This is a genomic window from Variovorax paradoxus (assembly GCF_009755665.1).
Taxonomy (GTDB): Bacteria; Pseudomonadota; Gammaproteobacteria; order Burkholderiales; family Burkholderiaceae_C; genus Variovorax; species Variovorax paradoxus_G.
On record NZ_CP046622.1, the window covers coordinates 1,443,251 to 1,460,265 of the forward strand.

At 66.0% G+C, this 17,015-nt stretch carries 20 protein-coding genes; 8 read left to right on the forward strand and 12 right to left on the reverse strand.

The genetic code is table 11. The features are described from left to right. Positions 1-4: 4 nt before the first annotated feature. Entirely contained in the window at positions 5-421 is a 417-nt protein-coding gene (locus GOQ09_RS06680) for a nuclear transport factor 2 family protein (protein ID WP_157612724.1), read from the reverse strand. Positions 422-626: 205 nt separating this feature from the next. On the opposite strand from GOQ09_RS06680, the gene GOQ09_RS06685 reads away from it, so the two are divergent. Both GOQ09_RS06685 and GOQ09_RS06690 read left to right on the forward strand, forming a co-directional pair. Next, positions 627-806 (forward strand): DUF3606 domain-containing protein, encoded by a 180-nt coding sequence (locus GOQ09_RS06685; RefSeq protein WP_126745678.1) that lies wholly within the window; start codon positions 627-629, stop codon positions 804-806. Between the two features lie 238 nt (positions 807-1,044). Next, entirely contained in the window at positions 1,045-1,722 is a 678-nt protein-coding gene (locus GOQ09_RS06690) for a hypothetical protein (RefSeq protein WP_157612725.1), read from the forward strand. On the opposite strand, the gene GOQ09_RS06695 is transcribed toward GOQ09_RS06690, so the two are convergent. Beyond that, positions 1,668-2,948, reverse strand: coding sequence for a DNA topoisomerase IB (locus tag GOQ09_RS06695; protein WP_157612726.1), 1,281 nt, complete (start codon positions 2,946-2,948; stop codon positions 1,668-1,670). The genes GOQ09_RS06690 and GOQ09_RS06695 overlap by 55 nt on opposite strands. 121 nt (positions 2,949-3,069) lie before the next feature. Here GOQ09_RS06695 and GOQ09_RS06700 point away from each other — a divergent pair, with 121 nt between their 5' ends. Beyond that, positions 3,070-4,152 carry a purine-nucleoside phosphorylase gene (locus GOQ09_RS06700; RefSeq protein WP_157612727.1) on the forward strand — a complete coding sequence of 361 codons (1,083 nt, stop codon included), beginning with the start codon at positions 3,070-3,072 and terminating at the stop codon, positions 4,150-4,152. A 6-nt stretch (positions 4,153-4,158) separates the two neighbouring features. Here GOQ09_RS06700 and GOQ09_RS06705 read toward each other — a convergent pair whose 3' ends face one another. Then, a complete protein-coding gene (locus GOQ09_RS06705; protein WP_157612728.1) occupies positions 4,159-4,851 on the reverse strand; it encodes a TIGR02117 family protein in 693 nt (230 codons plus the stop codon). A 5-nt stretch (positions 4,852-4,856) separates the two neighbouring features. Further along, positions 4,857-6,149 carry a DNA polymerase IV gene (gene dinB, locus GOQ09_RS06710; protein WP_242631020.1) on the reverse strand — a complete coding sequence of 431 codons (1,293 nt, stop codon included), beginning with the start codon at positions 6,147-6,149 and terminating at the stop codon, positions 4,857-4,859. 71 nt (positions 6,150-6,220) lie between these two features. On the opposite strand from dinB, the gene GOQ09_RS06715 reads away from it, so the two are divergent. Beyond that, a complete protein-coding gene (locus tag GOQ09_RS06715) occupies positions 6,221-7,060 on the forward strand; it encodes an RNase A-like domain-containing protein (protein ID WP_157612730.1) in 840 nt (279 codons plus the stop codon). A 16-nt stretch (positions 7,061-7,076) separates the two neighbouring features. On the opposite strand, the gene GOQ09_RS06720 is transcribed toward GOQ09_RS06715, so the two are convergent. Further along, positions 7,077-7,700, reverse strand: coding sequence for a hypothetical protein (locus tag GOQ09_RS06720; RefSeq protein WP_157612731.1), 624 nt, complete (start codon positions 7,698-7,700; stop codon positions 7,077-7,079). A gap of 94 nt (positions 7,701-7,794) precedes the next feature. Between GOQ09_RS06720 and GOQ09_RS06725 the strand changes: the two genes are divergently transcribed. Next, positions 7,795-8,358 carry a putative glycolipid-binding domain-containing protein gene (locus GOQ09_RS06725; RefSeq protein WP_157612732.1) on the forward strand — a complete coding sequence of 188 codons (564 nt, stop codon included), beginning with the start codon at positions 7,795-7,797 and terminating at the stop codon, positions 8,356-8,358. A 26-nt stretch (positions 8,359-8,384) separates the two neighbouring features. On the opposite strand, the gene GOQ09_RS06730 is transcribed toward GOQ09_RS06725, so the two are convergent. Together GOQ09_RS06730 and GOQ09_RS06735 are read right to left on the reverse strand one after the other, a co-directional pair. Next, positions 8,385-9,719 (reverse strand): MFS family transporter, encoded by a 1,335-nt coding sequence (locus GOQ09_RS06730; protein WP_157612733.1) that lies wholly within the window; start codon positions 9,717-9,719, stop codon positions 8,385-8,387. Positions 9,720-9,903: 184 nt separating this feature from the next. Next, positions 9,904-10,746 carry a DMT family transporter gene (locus GOQ09_RS06735; RefSeq protein WP_157612734.1) on the reverse strand — a complete coding sequence of 281 codons (843 nt, stop codon included), beginning with the start codon at positions 10,744-10,746 and terminating at the stop codon, positions 9,904-9,906. A 126-nt stretch (positions 10,747-10,872) separates the two neighbouring features. On the opposite strand from GOQ09_RS06735, the gene GOQ09_RS06740 reads away from it, so the two are divergent. Further along, positions 10,873-11,757: a LysR family transcriptional regulator gene (locus GOQ09_RS06740; RefSeq protein ID WP_157612735.1), complete on the forward strand. Its 885-nt coding sequence runs from the start codon at positions 10,873-10,875 to the stop codon at positions 11,755-11,757. A gap of 24 nt (positions 11,758-11,781) precedes the next feature. On the opposite strand, the gene GOQ09_RS06745 is transcribed toward GOQ09_RS06740, so the two are convergent. From GOQ09_RS06745 to GOQ09_RS06755, 3 genes are all read right to left on the reverse strand, one after another. Further along, on the reverse strand, positions 11,782-12,939 hold the full coding sequence (locus tag GOQ09_RS06745; protein ID WP_157612736.1) for an alpha-hydroxy acid oxidase: 1,158 nt from the start codon (positions 12,937-12,939) through the stop codon (positions 11,782-11,784). A 142-nt stretch (positions 12,940-13,081) separates the two neighbouring features. Further along, positions 13,082-13,966 carry a LysR substrate-binding domain-containing protein gene (locus GOQ09_RS06750; protein ID WP_157612737.1) on the reverse strand — a complete coding sequence of 295 codons (885 nt, stop codon included), beginning with the start codon at positions 13,964-13,966 and terminating at the stop codon, positions 13,082-13,084. Positions 13,967-13,992: 26 nt separating this feature from the next. Then, positions 13,993-14,595, reverse strand: coding sequence for a TetR/AcrR family transcriptional regulator (locus GOQ09_RS06755; protein ID WP_157612738.1), 603 nt, complete (start codon positions 14,593-14,595; stop codon positions 13,993-13,995). A 96-nt stretch (positions 14,596-14,691) separates the two neighbouring features. Here GOQ09_RS06755 and GOQ09_RS06760 point away from each other — a divergent pair, with 96 nt between their 5' ends. Then, positions 14,692-15,114: a DUF1348 family protein gene (locus GOQ09_RS06760; RefSeq protein ID WP_157612739.1), complete on the forward strand. Its 423-nt coding sequence runs from the start codon at positions 14,692-14,694 to the stop codon at positions 15,112-15,114. 58 nt (positions 15,115-15,172) lie between these two features. Further along, the gene (cynS, locus tag GOQ09_RS06765; protein ID WP_157612740.1) at positions 15,173-15,616 is read left to right on the forward strand and encodes a cyanase; all 444 of its coding nucleotides are present in this window, start codon (positions 15,173-15,175) and stop codon (positions 15,614-15,616) included. Between the two features lie 29 nt (positions 15,617-15,645). Here cynS and GOQ09_RS06770 read toward each other — a convergent pair whose 3' ends face one another. After that, the gene (locus GOQ09_RS06770) at positions 15,646-16,398 is read right to left on the reverse strand and encodes an SDR family oxidoreductase (protein WP_157612741.1); all 753 of its coding nucleotides are present in this window, start codon (positions 16,396-16,398) and stop codon (positions 15,646-15,648) included. 143 nt (positions 16,399-16,541) lie between these two features. After that, a complete protein-coding gene (locus tag GOQ09_RS06775) occupies positions 16,542-16,904 on the reverse strand; it encodes an Atu4866 domain-containing protein (RefSeq protein ID WP_242631021.1) in 363 nt (120 codons plus the stop codon). Between the last annotated feature and the right edge of the window lie 111 nt (positions 16,905-17,015).

Here is a 17,015-nt window from a genome sequence, read left to right on the forward strand (position 1 = left end):
TGCATCAGCCAAAGATGCAGGCCCGGCCTTTCTGCGTATCCATGTACTCGCGCATGCGGGCGATGCGTCCGTCCCTGAGCTCGAAGATGAAGCAGTAGTCGTTGTCGTATTTTCCGCCGTTCGCAAGCGTGGCCTGCATGCGCAGTTCGAGGATCACGGTGTCGCCTTCGCAGTACCTGCTGCGGAAATCGACGGTGACATCGGAGACGAAAAGCTTCGGGAACATCTCCGCCAGGAAGTGCACGATGGCTTTGGGTCCGATCATGTGGTCGGGGATGCCGAGCGCCAGCGCGGTGGCGTTACGCTGCGGCGCGAGCCACTCGGCGTCTTCCGTGAACCAGGCGGCAATGCGTGCCGCATCGTGGCTTGCGAAGGCCTTCCATGCATCGGAAATGGTGCGCTTGTTCTGTTCGGGTGTCATGCGGTATTCAGTGAGGGAAGTGATCGAGCGCTGAAGATAGGCGCGAGGCCATCGCCGCACCCGCCGCTTCCGGACATCTCCAACGCCCGCGGGGCACTCGCCCCCTGCTCGGACTTTTCCTGCATCGAGCCGCGCCGCCGTCCTCCAGTGCCGCGCTGAAAACGGAAGCATCCTGTCTGCATCGATCAAGGAGCATCCGACCACCATGGCAGACGATCCCAGCAAGCGCGGCCCGCAAGACCGGAGCCGCATCAACGTCAACGAGCCGCACGAGGTGCGGTATTGGACCCAGACCCTCGGCGTGACCGAGGCGCAACTGCGCTCGGCTGTTGCAGCCGCGGGCGTGGAGGTGAAGGACGTGCGGGTCTACCTCGGCAAACCGTAGCCTTGCGTCCCGACTGTTCCGCGTCGTGCCCCCGCCCTGAAGACCCGGTTTCCCCGAGGGCCAAAGCGTAGGCACGCTCCTACACCCGCCGAAGGAGGCGGGGCCGATACTTGTTGACTTTCCTTCGCTTCAGGAAGCGCAAAGTGAACGTGCCCATTGCCGTCCCCCGACCTGCAGGCCGCAGCCGTCTGCCGGCCTGTCCACAAAACGAGGCGAAGCCTTCAGGCGCCGCCGTGCAATGAAGGCCTCGCCAGGAGCCCGCAGCTGGATCGCCGCCGGCGTCCGCCATGAATTGCTCACTCGCGCCTTGCCGGCATTGCGGCACGACATGGCGGCACCGGTCTCGGTCATCCGCATGGCATTGCTCATGCTCAAGCGCCAGGTCGGCGCCACACCCATCGACTCCTCCGCTTGCGAGGAGCGCGTGGCGCTCATCGACAACCAGGTGTCCGAGCTCGTGGAAGGCATCCGCTCGCTGCGCGACTGGGAGCTGGCCACGGCGGATGACGGCATCACGCGCAGTGCGTTGGTGGCGCAGTGCGTCGGGCTGATGCGCGCAGCCTTCGACATGCACGGCGTGACGCTGGACGTCGACGCCGCGCTCGATCCGCTCGAGGGCGAACCCCGCCGGCCACAGGGAGCCGCATTGCGCTATCTGCTTCTCGGAGGGCTCGGCTATCTGCACGACAGCGTGCCCGAGGCCGGCGCCATACGCATCGATGCCGATGGGGCTGACGCGCTTCGCTTGAGCGCCTTGCCGCGCGAATCCGGTGGCGTGAGCCCGGTGCTCGGCGCGCATCGTGCGCCGCGCGCATTGGCCATCGACGCCATTGCGCTGCAAAGCCTGGCCGAAGACCTGGGCTACACGGTGGCGCTGGAACGCGACAGCGTTCGCTTCTCGCTCGCCGCCGGCTGAGCAGGCCTTTGCCGCGGCGCGGGGCGCCGGGTGGGCCGGGGTGCGACTGTCGGGCTGCGTTTGCCGTTCGTCTTGCGAGCCTTGGATGCCTCGCGCAGTTCGCGCGCCAGCCGTTGCCGGTGCGCCCGCAAAAAGGCGAGCAGCCGCTCTTCCGCGGCATGCAGCCCGCGCGTGCGCCGGGCCGCGGTGCGGGCCGACATCTTTCGCAGCACCTCCGCGGATTCGTCTTCGCCGTCGCCCGCAAGTGCGCTTCCCAGCGCCAGCACCGCGGGATGCACATAGGCCTTCTTGCACACCGCGGGCGTGTTGCCCAACTGCTTGGCCACGGCCGTCAGGATCTCCTTGGCGCTGTAGCGGCTGCCGTCGGCGGCGGTCCGGCCCGGCTCGCAGGCCAGCCGCGTGAGCTCCAGCGCCTGCACGGTGCCATGCCAGGTCCTGAAGTCTTTGGCTGTAAAGCGCTCGCCCGGTGATGCTTCGGCGAGGTAGTCGTTCACGTCGGTTGAAGACACGCTGCGCAGCTCGCCGTCTTCGTCCTGGTACTGAAAGAGCGCCTGGCCGGGCAGCTGCTGGCATTGGCGCACCACCTTCGCCACGCGCGGGTCATCCAGCAGGGCTTCGTGCATGACGCCGCTCTTGCCGCGAAAGCGCAGCCGCAGCGCCGCGCCCTGCACGGCGGCATGCCGGTTGCGCAGCGTGGTGAGGCCATAGGAGCCGTTGCTGCTCGCGTACTCTTCATTGCCCACGCGCAGCAGCGTGGTGTCGAGCAGGCGCACCAGCGCGGCCAACACCTGCTGGCGGCCCGGCGCGGCCCCCTTGCCGCCCTCTTGCAGGTCGCGCGCCACGCGTGCGCGGATGCGCGGCAGCGCAAGCCCGAAGGCTTCGAGCCGCTCGAACTTGGTTTCGTCCTTGAAGAGCCGCCAGTCGGGGTGGTAGCGGTATTGCTTGCGGCCCCGTGCGTCGATACCGGTGGCCTGCAGATGGCCGTTGGGCAGCGGGCAGATCCACACTTGCGCATAGGCCGGCGGAATCGCCAGCATGCGGATGCGCGAGAGCTCGTCCGGGTCGCGCACCCACTGCCCCTGCGCATCGCGGTAGCGAAAGTGGTCCCCGTGCTTCAGGCGCCGGATGCCGGGCATGTCGGGGTTCACATAGACCAGGCCGTTGGCGATCGGCGTCGGCTTGGAAGGCGGCGAGGACGGTGGAGACGATGTGGAGCGTGCCGGCATGTGGTTTGCTTGGTGAAGGTACCCAGCGCTTGTGCCTGCACCGACAATGGCCGCCTGTAGGACGCCGCAATCGCCGCTGGTGCGATGGAGGCGCTTTGTTCTTTCCTGGAGTCCCAAAGAAATGATGTTCTTCCATCGGCCGTTCCCGTCCTCTTGCGTGCGCTGGCTCTCGGCTTGCAGCGCGGCGCTGCTTGTCACGGCCTGTGCTTCGCCGGTCTCGCCTGTTTCGACCACCGCGCCGGTGCCCGCTGCGCGCTCCGCCGCCGCCACGGCCGCCCCCATCAAGGTGAAGGTCTTCGTCGCGGCCATGTTCGAGATCGGCCAGAACAGCGGCGACAGGGCCGGCGAGTTCCAGCACTGGTACGAGCGCTACTGGAAGGGCGCCGCGCCGATGGCCGTACCCGGCGCATTGCAGCCGGTGTATTGCAATGCCGACGGCGTGTGCGGCGCGGTGCTGGGCATGGGCAAGGTCAATTCCTCGTCGTCGATGCAGGCCATCCTGCTGAACCCGCAGTTCGATTTTTCGCAGGCCTACTACGTCATTTCCGGCGTGGCCGGTACGCCGCCCGCGCGCGGCACCATCGGCGAAGTGAGCTGGGCCACCTGGCTCGTGGACTACGACCTCGGCCACCGCTGGGCGCCCGAAGAGAACAAGCCCGGCGAGCCCACCTTCATGCCGCGCAAGGGCTACGAGGAATATCGCCGTTTCAAGCTCAACCCCGACCTCGTGGGCTGGGCGATGAAGCTCTCGTCCAATACGCCGCTCAAGGACTCCGACAGCGCACGCAAGTACCGGCTGCGCTACCCCGACGCGGCGGCGCGGCGCGCGCCTTTCGTGGGCACCGGCACCCACATGACGGGCGACACCTTCTTCCACGGACCCGGCATGTCGAAGCAGGCGCAGTACATCGCCAAGCTCTACGGCGCCGACGACTATGTGATCACCGAAATGGAAGCCGCCGCCATTACTCTCGTGATCAAGCGCACCCATGGCACCGACCGCGTGATGAGCCTGCGCGGTGCCGTCAACTTCGACCAGGGCAACCCGAAGGAAAGCACGCTGCAGCACCTGGACCCGGCGCCGGGCGAGACGGCGGGCGGCTTCGCCGAGACGGTAGAGAACATCGCGCAGGTGGGCACGCGCGTGGTGGACCACATCGTCGCCAACTGGCCGCAGTGGCAGGCCGGCGTGCCGAAGCCCTGAGCGGGTTCAGGGCCGCACCGGCTGCAGGTGCCACGTCACGTTGAAATCGAAGGGCGTCCAGCGGCTCACCGTGACGCCCGCCTGCCGCAGGCCGCGGCCGGTCCAGGTGTTGCAGGTCTCGAAGAGGTGGTAGCCCCCCTCGGCTTCGTAGAAGGCGTCGTCGTTGCCGTAGTGGGCGCCGGCAATCGGCGTTGCGAGGCCTGCCGGCAGCGCGGCACGCACGTAGTCCGCGAGCTGTGCGTACTGCGCCTCGGAGAGCGGGAGGTGGAAGGCGTTGTGCCGTAGCTGCGCGCGGCGCAGGTAGGTGATGTGCAGCAGGGCGCGGTTGCCGCCGAGCATTGCGCCGAATGCGCGCGACACCGTCAGGTCGCCCCACGTCGGCGTGTTCAGGTAGAACTCGCGGTCGCCCCAGCCGATGGCGATGAACTCGGCATCTGCCGGCGCGGCTTTGAAATGTGCGAACGGAAAGAGCTGCCGCCAGTCGACGGTTGCCGAGCGGATCGGAAACACCAAGTCGGTGTGTACGCCGTTGCTCAAGACCCAGGCCTGCACTCTGGGCGTGATTGCGGTGGTGGCGTCCCGGGGCGTTGCGTTGGCTGGCCAGAACATCAACGCGCAGGCCGTGCCCACATAAAGCCCGGCCAGCAGCGGCAGCGCCAGCAGTGCAATGGCAATGCGCCTGGGCCAGCGGTTCGGCATCGAGCCTAGAAGAGCGACGCGGTGGTCGCCGCGTCCGCTGGCGCACGTGGCGCACCCGCGCCTGCAGGCGCCGTTGCCTCGGGGCTGCCCGCCTTCGCAAGCGCACCCACGCGCACGCCCAACAGGCGCAGCGGCCGCTCGAGCGGCACGCGCTTCAGGCACAGCCCGCCGACCTGCCGAATGGTCCTGCCGTCGGCGGTGTAGCGGTCGATGGTCTGGTCGCGCGTGGCAATCTTGAAGTCGTCATAGCGCAGCTTGATGCCGATGGTCTTGCCCACATAGCCCTTTCGCTGCAGGTCTTCGGCCAGCTTCTCGCACAGGTGCGTGAAGATGGCGCCGAGCTCTGCGCGGTCGCGCACGGCATGCAGGTCGCGGTCGAACGTGGTTTCGCGGCTCATCGACACGGGCTCGCTTTCGGTCACCACCGGCCGGTCGTCCCGCCCCCAGGCCACTTCGTGCATCCACGCGCCGGTGGACTTGCCGAAATTCTGAATGAGCCAATCCCTTTCGCGCGCCGCGAGCTGGCCCACCGTCTCGATGCCGAAGCGCTTGAGCTTTTCGTCGGCCTTGGGCCCGATGCCGTTCACCTTGCGGCAAGGCAGCGGCCAGATGAGCGTCTGCAAGTCGTCCTCGTAGACCACCGAGATGCCGTTGGGCTTGTTGAACTCGCTCGCCATCTTGGCAATGAGCTTGTTGGGCGCCACGCCAATGGAGCAGGTGAGGCCGGTCGCGTCGAGGATCGCTTTCTGGATCAGCCGCGCGAGCGAGCGCCCGCCGTCGCGCTGTCCGCCGGGCACGTCGGTGAAGTCGATGTACACCTCGTCCACACCCCGGTCTTCCATCAGCGGCGCAACCTCCCTGATGATCTGCTTGAAGGTGCGCGAATACTTGCGGATCTCGTCGAAGTCCACCGGCAGGATGATTGCCTGCGGGCACAGCTTGGCCGCCTTCATGAGCCCCATGGCCGAGCCCACGCCGAACTGCCGCGCCGGGTAGGTGGCGGTGGTGATCACGCCGCGGCCCGCGTAGTCCTTCAGGCGCGGAAAGGCGTCGACCGGAATGTCGGCCAGCGTGCCGCCCTCAGGCACATGGCGAATCGCCTCGTCCACGCTGCGCCGCCCGCCGCCAATCACCACCGGCAAGCCCTTGAGCTGCGGATAGCGAAGTAGCTCGACGGACGCGAAGAAGGCGTCCATGTCGAGGTGGGCGATGCGGCGTATCGGCGGCTTTGGCAAAGGCTGGGAACTCACAGGCCGATTGTCTCGCGGCCGGGCCGTGTCTGCTGCGGTTGAGTGCATGCCAGAATGCGGCGGACTGCGGTTTCGGCCGCCCGATGGCATCGAAAGCATGGCAAGGAAAGGGATCTGGCATGAGTGACGAAGTCGAAGGCATGACCATTGCGCTGACGCCGGTGCAGATGGCCGGCGTTCTGGGCGGGCAGGACGTGCCCGAATCCGCCAGCCTGAGCAACCGGCTGTGGGGTACGGTCGGGCTGGTGGGCGGTGTCGTGGAACTGGTGGGCGCCGGCGTGCTGTGCCTCGCGCCCGAGCCCACGATGGTCACCAAGGCCGGCTGCGTGGTGCTGGGCGTGCACGGCTTCGATACCCTGGCCACCTCGGGCCGCCAGGTCTGGACGGGCACCCCGCAGCGCACCGCCACCGCAGTTACCGCCAGCTCGGCGGCCGAGGCGCTGGGGGCTTCGCGCGAAACGGCCGACAGCATCGGGCTTGCGGTCGACGTGGCGGTGCCGCTGGTGGTGGCCGCGGGGCTCGGAGCCGCCCGCATCATTGCCGTGACGCGCGGCGGCCGCATTCGCCTGGCCGAGCATGAAGCCGCCGCCGGATCGAGGCTCGGCGGCCACACCATGGCGCGGCATGTCGGCCAGACCGACGCGCAACTGCTGGCCAGGGTGCGAACCGCCACCCGGCCGGGCCCCAAGGCCGTATCTACGTTTACCGACCTGGCCACGGCGGAACGCGCGATCACCGAAACCCTGCGCGCCAATGCAGCCGCGGTGCAGGCGTGGTCACGCGGTGCGGCAGCGGGCAGCAAGTCGCCGGGGCTGGAGCACGTGCTGGGCTACGTGGTGGGGCGGGGCGTGCAGTTCGGCAGCACGGCCGTCAATGATCTTTCCGGAGTGCGGATCATCCTCAAGATGGAAAGCTACAACGGCAAGCCGTTCTACATTCTGACGGCGTATCCGATCTGAGCTCCGAGGCCCTGCGCTAAGGAAACGAAGGCAACTCGCCCGTGGTCCACACGTCGGCGCCGAACTCCTTTGCAAGCTGGGCCACGACCTTTACGGTGCGCTCGCGCAGCGGTGCGATGCGAGCCTGCAGGCCCGCCCTGGGCAGCGTCACGGCCTGGCCGGGGTCATCGTCCGCCTCGGGATCGCTTTGGCGGATGTAGAGCGTACCGTTCCGAGCCCAGACCTCTATGGCCCAGCCCTGGTCCTGGTCGTCGTAGATCATGCCCTGGTCGTTACCGGCTATTGCGGCAAGAAAATGGTCCATCGTGGCAAAGGTGTCATACCAGGGGAACGACAGCTCAACGCCGGCTCCGTCGTTGTCCAGCCGCAGATCCATCCAGAAGTAATGCCGCACCTGATCGGGTTTGAGCGCGTGGCGCCGGGCTGCCGCAACCACCTGTGCGTAGTACGCGGCAAGCTCCGCCTCGTGCCCTACCACCTCGGAGGTGCGCGCCAGCAAACGCTCGGCGCGCGGAAACCCGGGCAAGGCGAGCGGTTCGGCCGGGCCGCCCGACACGGGACGGAACTCGTCCTGCAAATGAAAAGCGATCTCGGGCTCCAGCGAGTCGATCGGCTTGGCATGGGCGAACCAGGGTTCCAATTGCGCGCTCCTCTGAATGGTCGGGCGTACGATGTTAGCTCGCCATGCACGACAAGGCTTGCCTGTTGCTCCCGCACGCGCCATCATCCGCGGCATGCAAACCGTCGCTTCCATCCTGTGGCGCAGGCTCGATGCACCGGGCCATGACGCCTGCCGCCTCGAACGCAACGCCACCGCATGGCAGCTCGACGGCGCCGCCGTCTTCCGCCTTGAAGACCGCCGCATCGCGCAACTGCACTACCGCGTGCGCTGCGACCTGCACTGGCACACGCAATGGGGCACCGTGCGCGGCTGGCTCGGCGCCGACGCCGTCGACCTGTCGATTGCCCGCGATGCGCGCGGGCATTGGAAACTCAACGACGAGGCGGTGCCGGATCTCTCGCATTGCGTGGACCTCGACCTGGGCTTCACTCCCGCCACCAACCTGCTGCAGCTGCGCCGGCTCAACCTTGCGCAAGGCGAGGGCGCCGACGCGCCAGCGGCATGGGTCGACCTGGATGGCGGCGGCGTGCTGAGCGAACTGATGCAGCGCTACGAGCGCACTGCGAGCGATGAATACGCCTATGACGCGAAGCGCTTCGACTATGCGGCAACGCTGAGCGTCACCTCCGATTGCTTCGTGCGCGACTATCCCGGTCTCTGGATCGCCGAAGAGTAACGCTCGCCCCTTTGCACGGCCCGGGGTCAGTGGTCGTGATGCAGATAGGCTGCTTGCCGCGGCAGACGCAGGCTCACCAGGAACGCAATCACCATCATCGCGCTCACGTACCAGAAGAACGCCGATTCGTGCCCCAGCGACTTGAGGCCTAGGGCCACGTACTCGGCCGAGCCGCCGAAGATGGCATTGGCAACCGCATAGGCCAGACCCACGCCCAGTGCACGCACTTCCGGCGGAAACATCTCCGCCTTCACGATGCCGCTGATCGAGGTGTAGAAACTCACGATCGCCAGCGCGACGATGATCAGCACGAAGGCCACCACCGGGTTGGTGGTGTGCTGCAGCGCCGTGAGAATCGGCACCGTGGCCAGCGCGCCAAGTCCGCCGAACAGCAGCATGTTGTTGCGCCGCCCGATGCGGTCCGACAGCGCGCCGAACACCGGCTGCATGCACATGTAGAGGAAGAGCGCGCCGGTCATCACGTAGCTCGCGGTCTTGATCGGCAGGTGCACCGTGTTCACCAGGTACTTCTGCATGTACGTGGTGAAGGTGTAGAAGATGAGCGAACCGCCGGCCGTGAAGCCCAGCACGGTAAGAAACGCCGGCATGTGGTGCTTGAACAGCCCGGCCATGCTGCCGGCTTCCTTGTTGGCCTTGGCTTCGGCGCTCTGGGTTTCGTGCAGCGTGCGGCGCAGCAGAAGAGCCACCACCGCGGCCACCGCACCAATGACGAAAGGAATGCGCCAGCCCCAGGCCTTGAGCTCGGCCTCGGTGAGCAGCTGTTCGAGCACCACGATCACCAGCACCGCAAGCAGCTGCCCGCCGATCAGCGTGACGTACTGGAAAGACGAGAAGAAACCGCGCTGCCCGCGCAGCGCCACCTCGCTCATGTAGGTGGCGGTGGTGCCGTATTCGCCGCCCACCGAAAGGCCCTGGAACAGCCGGCACACCAGCAGCAGAAAGGGCGCCCACGCGCCGATCTGCGCATAGGTCGGCAGGAACGCGATGACCAGCGAGCCTCCGCACATCATCGTCACGGAAATCAGCATCGAGGTCTTGCGCCCGATCTTGTCGGCAATGCGGCCGAAGAGCCAGCCGCCGATGGGCCGCATCAGGAAGCCGGCCGCGAACACGCCGGCGGTGTTCAGCAGCTGCACCGTCGGATCCGACTTGGGAAAGAAGGCCGAGGCGAAGTACAGCGCCGAGAAGGCGTATACATAAAAGTCGAACCACTCGACCAGGTTGCCCGACGAGGCCGCCATGATCGAGAAAACGCGGTGGCGCTTTTCTTCTGCCGTGTAGTGGCGGGGAGGCGATTCGGAGGCCGAAGGGCCTTTCCTGTCAGGCGTGACTGCGCTCATGATGGGTCTTGCCGCCCGTGCGGGGCGATGTTGTTGGAAGCAACATTTTCTCAACGCGCGGATTCATGCGCTGTCGGCCAGCGCCGCAAGCCTGATGCCCGAGGGGGCTTAGAAGGTACCTGCCACCGGCTCGCTACCGCTCATGCTGTGGCTCCGCTATCGAAGCGGGGTTTGCGCCGAAAAGTTATAGACGGAGCTTTACCAGCAAGATGCCCGCAAAGATGAGCACAGTGCACGCGATGCGGTGCTTGCCTAGTTTTTCTTTCAGAAGATAGGTGGATATCAGCGCCACGAAGAGAACGCTGCTCTCCCGCAGGGCCGACACGGTAGCCATGGGCGCCTGCGCGAGTGCCCACACGGCAATCCAGTACGCGCCTATCTGCATGGTGCCGGCGATTGCGCTCATCGAGAGCGTTCGGCGGTCGACAAGAAACGCGGCGCGTCCTCTCCACCACAGGACGATCAATGCAGTCGCAATGCCGTCGCCAATGGTCAGCAGCACGGCGAAGCCCAGTGCCGATTCCGACCTGCGCGCGCCCAGCGCGTCCACGACGGTGTAGGACGCGATCAGCAAGCTGATTGCCATTGCATAGAGCGTTCCCCGGTGGGCTCCCCCCTGCGCCCGGTGCTGAAAGGCGAACGCCAACACACCGATGCTGAGACACAGGACTCCGGCGATCTCCCCCGGTGAGGGCAACTCTCCCACCACAGAGGCTGCGGCCAGCGTCACAAGCAACGGGGCTCCACCCCGCGCGATGGGGTAGACGTGCCCCAGGTCGCCGTGCTGGTAGGCGATAGGAAGAGCAAAGTGGTAGACGGTGTGAATGCCTATCGAGAGAGCGAGCAGAAGCCAGTCCGTCGATGCAAAAACACCAATGAATGGCAGCGCGACAAGAGAAATTCCGCTCCCGATCAATGTAGTAAGCGCCATAACGGCAACCTTGTCGCCGCCGATTTTTATGGCGCTGTTCCATACGGCGTTCATGAGCGCCGCCAGAAGAATGGCCAGGAATACACCGTCGCTCATGCGCCAACCGCCTTATTCGATGAACTCATTCCCGCTCCCTGTCGTTTTGTCGATGCGAGCAATGGTGGTTTCTCGGTACCATTCCGTAAAGTTGAATTTCCTGCTCGTTAAAGTCAGAAATCCTGAATGCGCAATCTCAACCTGGACCAGGTTCAAACGCTCATCGCCATCGCCGACCTTGGCACTCTGGCGGCAGCGGCGAAGGCGCTGCACTTCGCACCGCCCACGGTCAGCCTGCACATCCGCGAGCTGGAATCGAGGCTTGGTGCGGTGCTTGTCGAAAGAGGGCGGCGCCAAGCTCGCCTGACCCCCGCCGGGTTGGCCCTCGTGGAAGGCGGCCGAAAGCTCCTAGCAAGTGCGGAGGAACTGAGCGATCAGGTCCGCAGAAAAGCGGAGGGGCGCGAAGGCGTCGTCCGAATCGGCTCATCTGCCGGCGTCAGCGCGCATCTGCTGCCGGCACTGTTGGCCCGCCTATCGAAGCGCAGCCCGGGTGTCGACGTTACTGTCAGCATCCTGAGTTCGGTCGAGGCCATTGCGCGGCTGCAAGCCGGAACCCTCGATATCGGCATCGTCGCGATGCCCCAGGCTCCCTCCGCGGGTGTGCAGCTGATCGCGTGGCGCAATGACCCGATGGTGGCCATCTTGCCTCGCAGCTGGAAGGCCCCGAAGCTGGTCACCCCCCAATGGCTGGCAGAACGAGCTTGGATCTCATTTGATCCTGGCACGCAGATGTACAGGCTCATCGCTGCATGGTTCGGCCAGGCCGGTCTCAACCCGCAGGCTCGGATGCATCTCAACTATCCGGAAGCCATCAAGAGCCTGGTTGCCGCAGGCCACGCGGCGGCCATCCTGCCATTTGAGCCGCACAGCAAGGAGGCCATGGCGGACGAGTTGGTGGTTCGGCATCTGAAGCCGATGCTCAGTCGCCCCCTGGGCCTTGCCTTTCGCGTGACCAAGAGTCGCGACAACGCTGTCCAGAGCGTGCTGCAAACCTTGGGCGAGTTCGGGTGAAGGTCTGGGGTAAGTCGAGGGAGCTTAGAAGGTGCCCGGCAGCAGGATGCCCGAATCCACGTTCTCGATATTGGTGTGGCCGCAAAAGGCCATGGTGATGTCGAGTTCCTTGTGGATGATTTGCAGTGCGCGCGTTACGCCGGCTTGCCCGTAGGCGCCCAGGCCATAGAGAAAGCTGCGGCCGATGAGCGTGCCGCGGGCGCCGAGCGCGCGGGCCTTGAGCACGTCCTGCCCGCTGCGGATCCCGCCGTCCATCCACACCTCGATGTTGCTGCCGACGGCATCGACGATGGCGGGCAGCGCCGAGATGGAAGAGGGCGCGCCGTCGAGCTGCCGCCCGCCGTGGTTGGAAACGATGAGCGCATCGGCCCCGCTGTTGGCGGCCAGGCGTGCGTCTTCCTCGTCCATGATGCCCTTGAGAATCAGCTTGCCGCCCCAGCGCTTCTTGATCCATTCCACATCTGCCCAGCTCAGCGCGGGGTCGAACTGCTCGGCCGTCCACGACGACAGCGACGACAGGTCCTTCACGCCCTTGGCATGGCCCGCGATGTTGCCGAAGGTGCGGCGCTTGGTGCCCAGCATGCCCAGGCACCAGTGCGGCTTGGTCGCCAGGTTGATCATGTTGGCGATGGTCGGCTTGGGCGGCGTCGAGAGGCCGTTCTTGATGTCCTTGTGGCGCTGCCCGAGGATCTGCAGGTCGAGCGTGAGCTGCAGCGCCGACACGTTCGCCGCGCGGGCGCGCTCGATCAGCCGCTCGATGAAGTCGCGATCCTTCATCACGTAAAGCTGAAACCAGAACGGATGCCGGCCGGTGTTTTCCGCAATGTCTTCCAGCGAGCAGATGCTCATGGTCGACAGCGTGAACGGAATGCCGAAGGCCTTGGCCGCGCGCGCACCGAGTATTTCGCCGTCGGCATGCTGCATGCCGGTGAGGCCGGTGGGCGCGATGGCCACGGGCATGGCCACGTCCTGGCCGATCATGGTGGAGCGGGTGGAACGGCCCTCCATGTTCACCGCCACGCGTTGGCGCAGCTTGATCTTCTGGAAGTCGCTCTCGTTGGCACGGTAGGTGCCCTCGGTCCATGCGCCGGAGTCGGCATAGTCGTAGAACATCTTCGGCACGCGCCGCTTGGCGATCACCCGCAGGTCTTCGATGCAGGTGATCTTGGAAAGGTCTGGCACGAGGCGGTCTCCTGTTGTGTGTTCTACGTTTGCGCAAGGCGGGGCCACGTCTGGCTCGACGGACCTGTAACGGCGCCGAGTGTGATCTACCCGCCTGCCGGCGACCTGAAATTTACCCCGCCCTGGCCTGAAAAGAATTCAGCTAGCTGCGCAGCGCCTCGCGCAGCCATTCGACGAAGGTCGCGCATTCCCAGCGCTCCATGGCGCCCGGCCGCCAGCAGATGAAATAGGCATTGGGCGAGGGAACGCTCACATCCGAAAGCCGCACGAGCCGGCCGCTCTCAACCCAGGCGCTTCCCAGCTTCAGGTGCATGAGCACCACGCCGAAGTCTTCGGCCGCCGCATCGAGCGCCAGGCCCAGGTCATGGAACTGGTGGCCGGCGGCCGGCTCGGGCAGGCCGATGCCGCAGGCCTTGAACCAGGTGCGCCAGGCTTCCAGCGGCGTTCGCAGCAACTGCGCGCGGGCAACCTCCGCATCGGTGGCAAAACCGTCAAATGGGCCGTAGCGCTCCAGGTAGGCCGGGCTGCACACCGGCGAAATCTCATCCGCGAGCAGCTGGAAGGACTCGCGGTCATGAAACGGCCCGGTGCCGAAGCGCAGCTCGATGTCGGCCTCCTCGGCCGTCATGTTGCGCACCGGCGTCGTCACCTGGAGCATGAGTTCGATGTTCGGATAGGCGTCGCGGAACAGGGCCAGCCGGGGCAGAAGCATCTGGCGCGAGAAGGTGGGCGTTACCGCCACGCGAAGCCGCCGCACCTGCGATTCGGGCTCGCGCCCGGGCACCTGCTGCAGCGCCGCAATGGCTTCGCGCACGCGCGCCAGGTAGGCAATGCCTTCGGCGCTCAGGCTGAAGTCGTTGCCGCTGAAGAACTTGAGCGCGAGCTGCGATTCGAGCTGCCGTATGCGGTGGCTCACCGCGCTGGGGGTAACGCTGAGCTCCTCCGCCGCAAGGTTCACGCTGCGCAGACGTGCCACGGCCTCGAAGGCCTGCAGGCCCTGCGTCGAGGGAAGTCGCGTCGAAGCCATGTGTGTTGCCGTGTCCGGAACGGATGTTATCGAGTCGGGGGCGGTGCCGACGCGGCAACCAGTGCCTCGAGCAGGCGGCGCAGATCGTCCACGGCTTCGCGCGCCAGGACCGGGCCGCCCATCTGCGCCTTGACGATGGCGCCATCCACCCCCAGTGCCGCAGCCTGCGCCAGCGGCATGCGCGAAGCAGCGCCGGCAGGCAGCAAGCCCGCGATGACCTCGACCATCTCGCGCTTGTGCTCGCGCGCGCGCTCGGCAGCGCCTTGCACGCTTGCGCCCACCTCGGCCACCGAATTGATGAACGCGCAGCCCCTGAAGACCGGGTCGGCGAACCATTCGGCCATGACCTCGGGCAGCAGCAGCAAGGCCTCCGCGCCACCGGTGCATTCGTGGGCCCCGCGCCGGCCCAGCGCATCGACGAACCATGCCATCCAGCGCGCATGGCGATGATCTAGAAACTCGCGCACCAGGTCGTCCTTCGACGGAAAGTGCCGATAGAAGGTGACCTTGGTCACGCCCGAGGCCGCAATGACACGGTCGATGCCCGTGGCGCGAATGCCGTCGGCATAGAAGAGGTCGTGCGCCGTGTGCAGGATGCGCTCGCGCGCGGGCAGTGCGGAGATGTCCATGGCCGTATTGTAGGCATGTAGACAGGTCTGTCTACGTGTGGCACATTGCGAGGCTTCGCCATCCCTTCCCCCTTTGTCATTCAAAGAAAGACCGCCATGGAATCCCGCCCGCCGCTGCCTCCCTTCACCCTTGAAACCGCAACCAGGAAAGTGCAGGCGGCCGAAGATGCCTGGAACACGCGCGACCCGGTTCGCGTGAGCCTGGCCTACACGCCCGACACCGAATGGCGCAACCGCGCCGACTTCGTCAACGGCCGCGAACAGGTGGTGCAATTTCTCACCCGCAAGTGGGAGCGCGAGCACGACTACCGCCTGAAGAAAACGCTCTGGGCCTTCATGGACAACCGCATTGCCGTGCGCTTCGAGTACGAATGGCACGACGCGGCGGGGCAATGGTTTCGCAGCCACGGCAACGAGAACTGGGAGTTCGCAGAGAACGGGCTGATGCAGCGGCGCTACGCGAGCATCAACGACCAGCCCATTTCCGAATCGGAGCGCAAGTTCCGCTGGGAACGCTGACCATGCCCGGCCTCCGGGCACGGGTGTTGCTTGCTAAAGGTGCAAGGAGCAAACCCCAATGAACCGCAACGACGTTACCGAGAAGATCATCACCGTGAAGGTGTCCAAGGGCATTCAATGGGCCGACGTGGCCAGGAAGGTGGGCCTCTCGAAGGAGTGGACCACCGCCGCGTGCCTGGGGCAGATGACGCTGGACGACAAGCAGGCGAAGATCATCGGCAAGATCTTCGGCCTGACCGTGGAAGAGCAGAAGTGGCTCAAGGTCGTGCCCTACAAGGGCTCGCTGCCCACGCCCGTGCCGACCGATCCGCTCATCTACCGCTGGTACGAGGTGGTGAGCGTGTATGGCACCACCATCAAGGAGCTGATCCATGAAGAGTTCGGCGACGGCATCATGAGCGCCATCGACTTCAGCATGGACATCCAGCGCCAGGCCGATCCGAAGGGCGACCGCGTCAACGTGGTGCTGTCGGGCAAGTTCCTGCCCTACAAGACCTACTGACCCGCGGCCGCTCGGAAGACCGCGCCCCCTCAGAACGCCGCGTGCTCGGCCGGCTTCGGCCGCCACGCCTGGCGCCGGGGCGCCGAGATGCTGCCGCCTTCGATGGCGCCTGCAATCGAGCGGGCCACGGCGTCTGCCGGCACCGCAATGCGCCGCCGGGTGACCATGCGCTCGAAGGTGCTGCAGGCGGCAATGCGTTCGGCCAGGGTGTTGTGGTCCTCGCTCACGTCGGGGCGCACCACCGTCACCCGCACCCGCCCCGCATGCTCTTGCCGCAGCCCTTCGGAGATGGCGTCCACTGCGTACTGCGTGCCGCAATACACCGCGGAGTTGGGCGACACGCCGTGCGCCGGCACCGGCGCAACGTTCACGATGTGGCCCCAGCCCTGTTCCTGCATGGTCGGCAGCACCGCCGCAATACCCAGCAGCACGCCGCGCAGGTTCACGTCGATCATCAGTTCCCATTCATCGATCTTGCGCGTCCACAGCGGCGAGACCGGCATCACGCCCGCGGCGTTCACCAGCACGTCGATGCGGTCGTGCTGCTCGAGTGCGAACTCGGCAAACGCTTCCACGTCGGGCCGGTAGGTCACATCGAGCCGCTGGAAGCTCGCCGTTCCTCCCGCCGCCGTGATTTCTTCGGCCAGTGCTTCCAGCTGGTGGGTGCGGCGCGCGCCGAGCACCACCTTGGCACCGCGCCGTGCCAGCAGCCGTGCGGCCGCTGCGCCAATGCCACTGCTTGCGCCCGTGATGAGGACGACTTTTTCCTGGATTGCGCTCATAAGAAACTCCTCGTGCTGGTCTGTGTGAACCATGGCGCAACGCTGCGCCGGCATGATGACAAGTCTCGCGCCGATGGTGCCTCGGGCGTTATACGAATCGAACGGCGTTCTTGCCTGATTCTGCAAAACGCGCGTCTTCGGGCTCAGCGCCGCGGTGTACTTTCGCGGTAAAGCACCATGCCGCCGTGGTACAGCACGCCGTCGCGAAAGTCGCCGTCGGCCGTAAAGCCGGTGTCGTCCACGTAGTCGATGTGATCGCCGCGCAGCGTGTAGCGGCCCTGGTAGGCGCTGCGGCGGTTGCCACGCGCCTCGTCGTAGCGGCCGCCCGGCAGCAGCTCGTGGCGGATGTAGCCGTCCTTGGTGACCCACATGCCGACATAGCGGTTCTGATCGGTCGGCGCGTGGGCCGGTTCGGTCTGCGAATGCGATGGCGCCGACGCCATTGCCAGGGAGAGCGAGAGTGCGGCCAGGGTGCTGCCGCGGTGCGTGGTGGTGCCGGTGGACATGGTGTGCGCCTTTCATTCGATGGTGTGGATCGATCGGCCGGTTGGCTTCTCGTGCCAGTCCATTGTGAAAAGAGCGCCCCTAGGAGAGGTATCCGCTTCGTGTCGATTTTT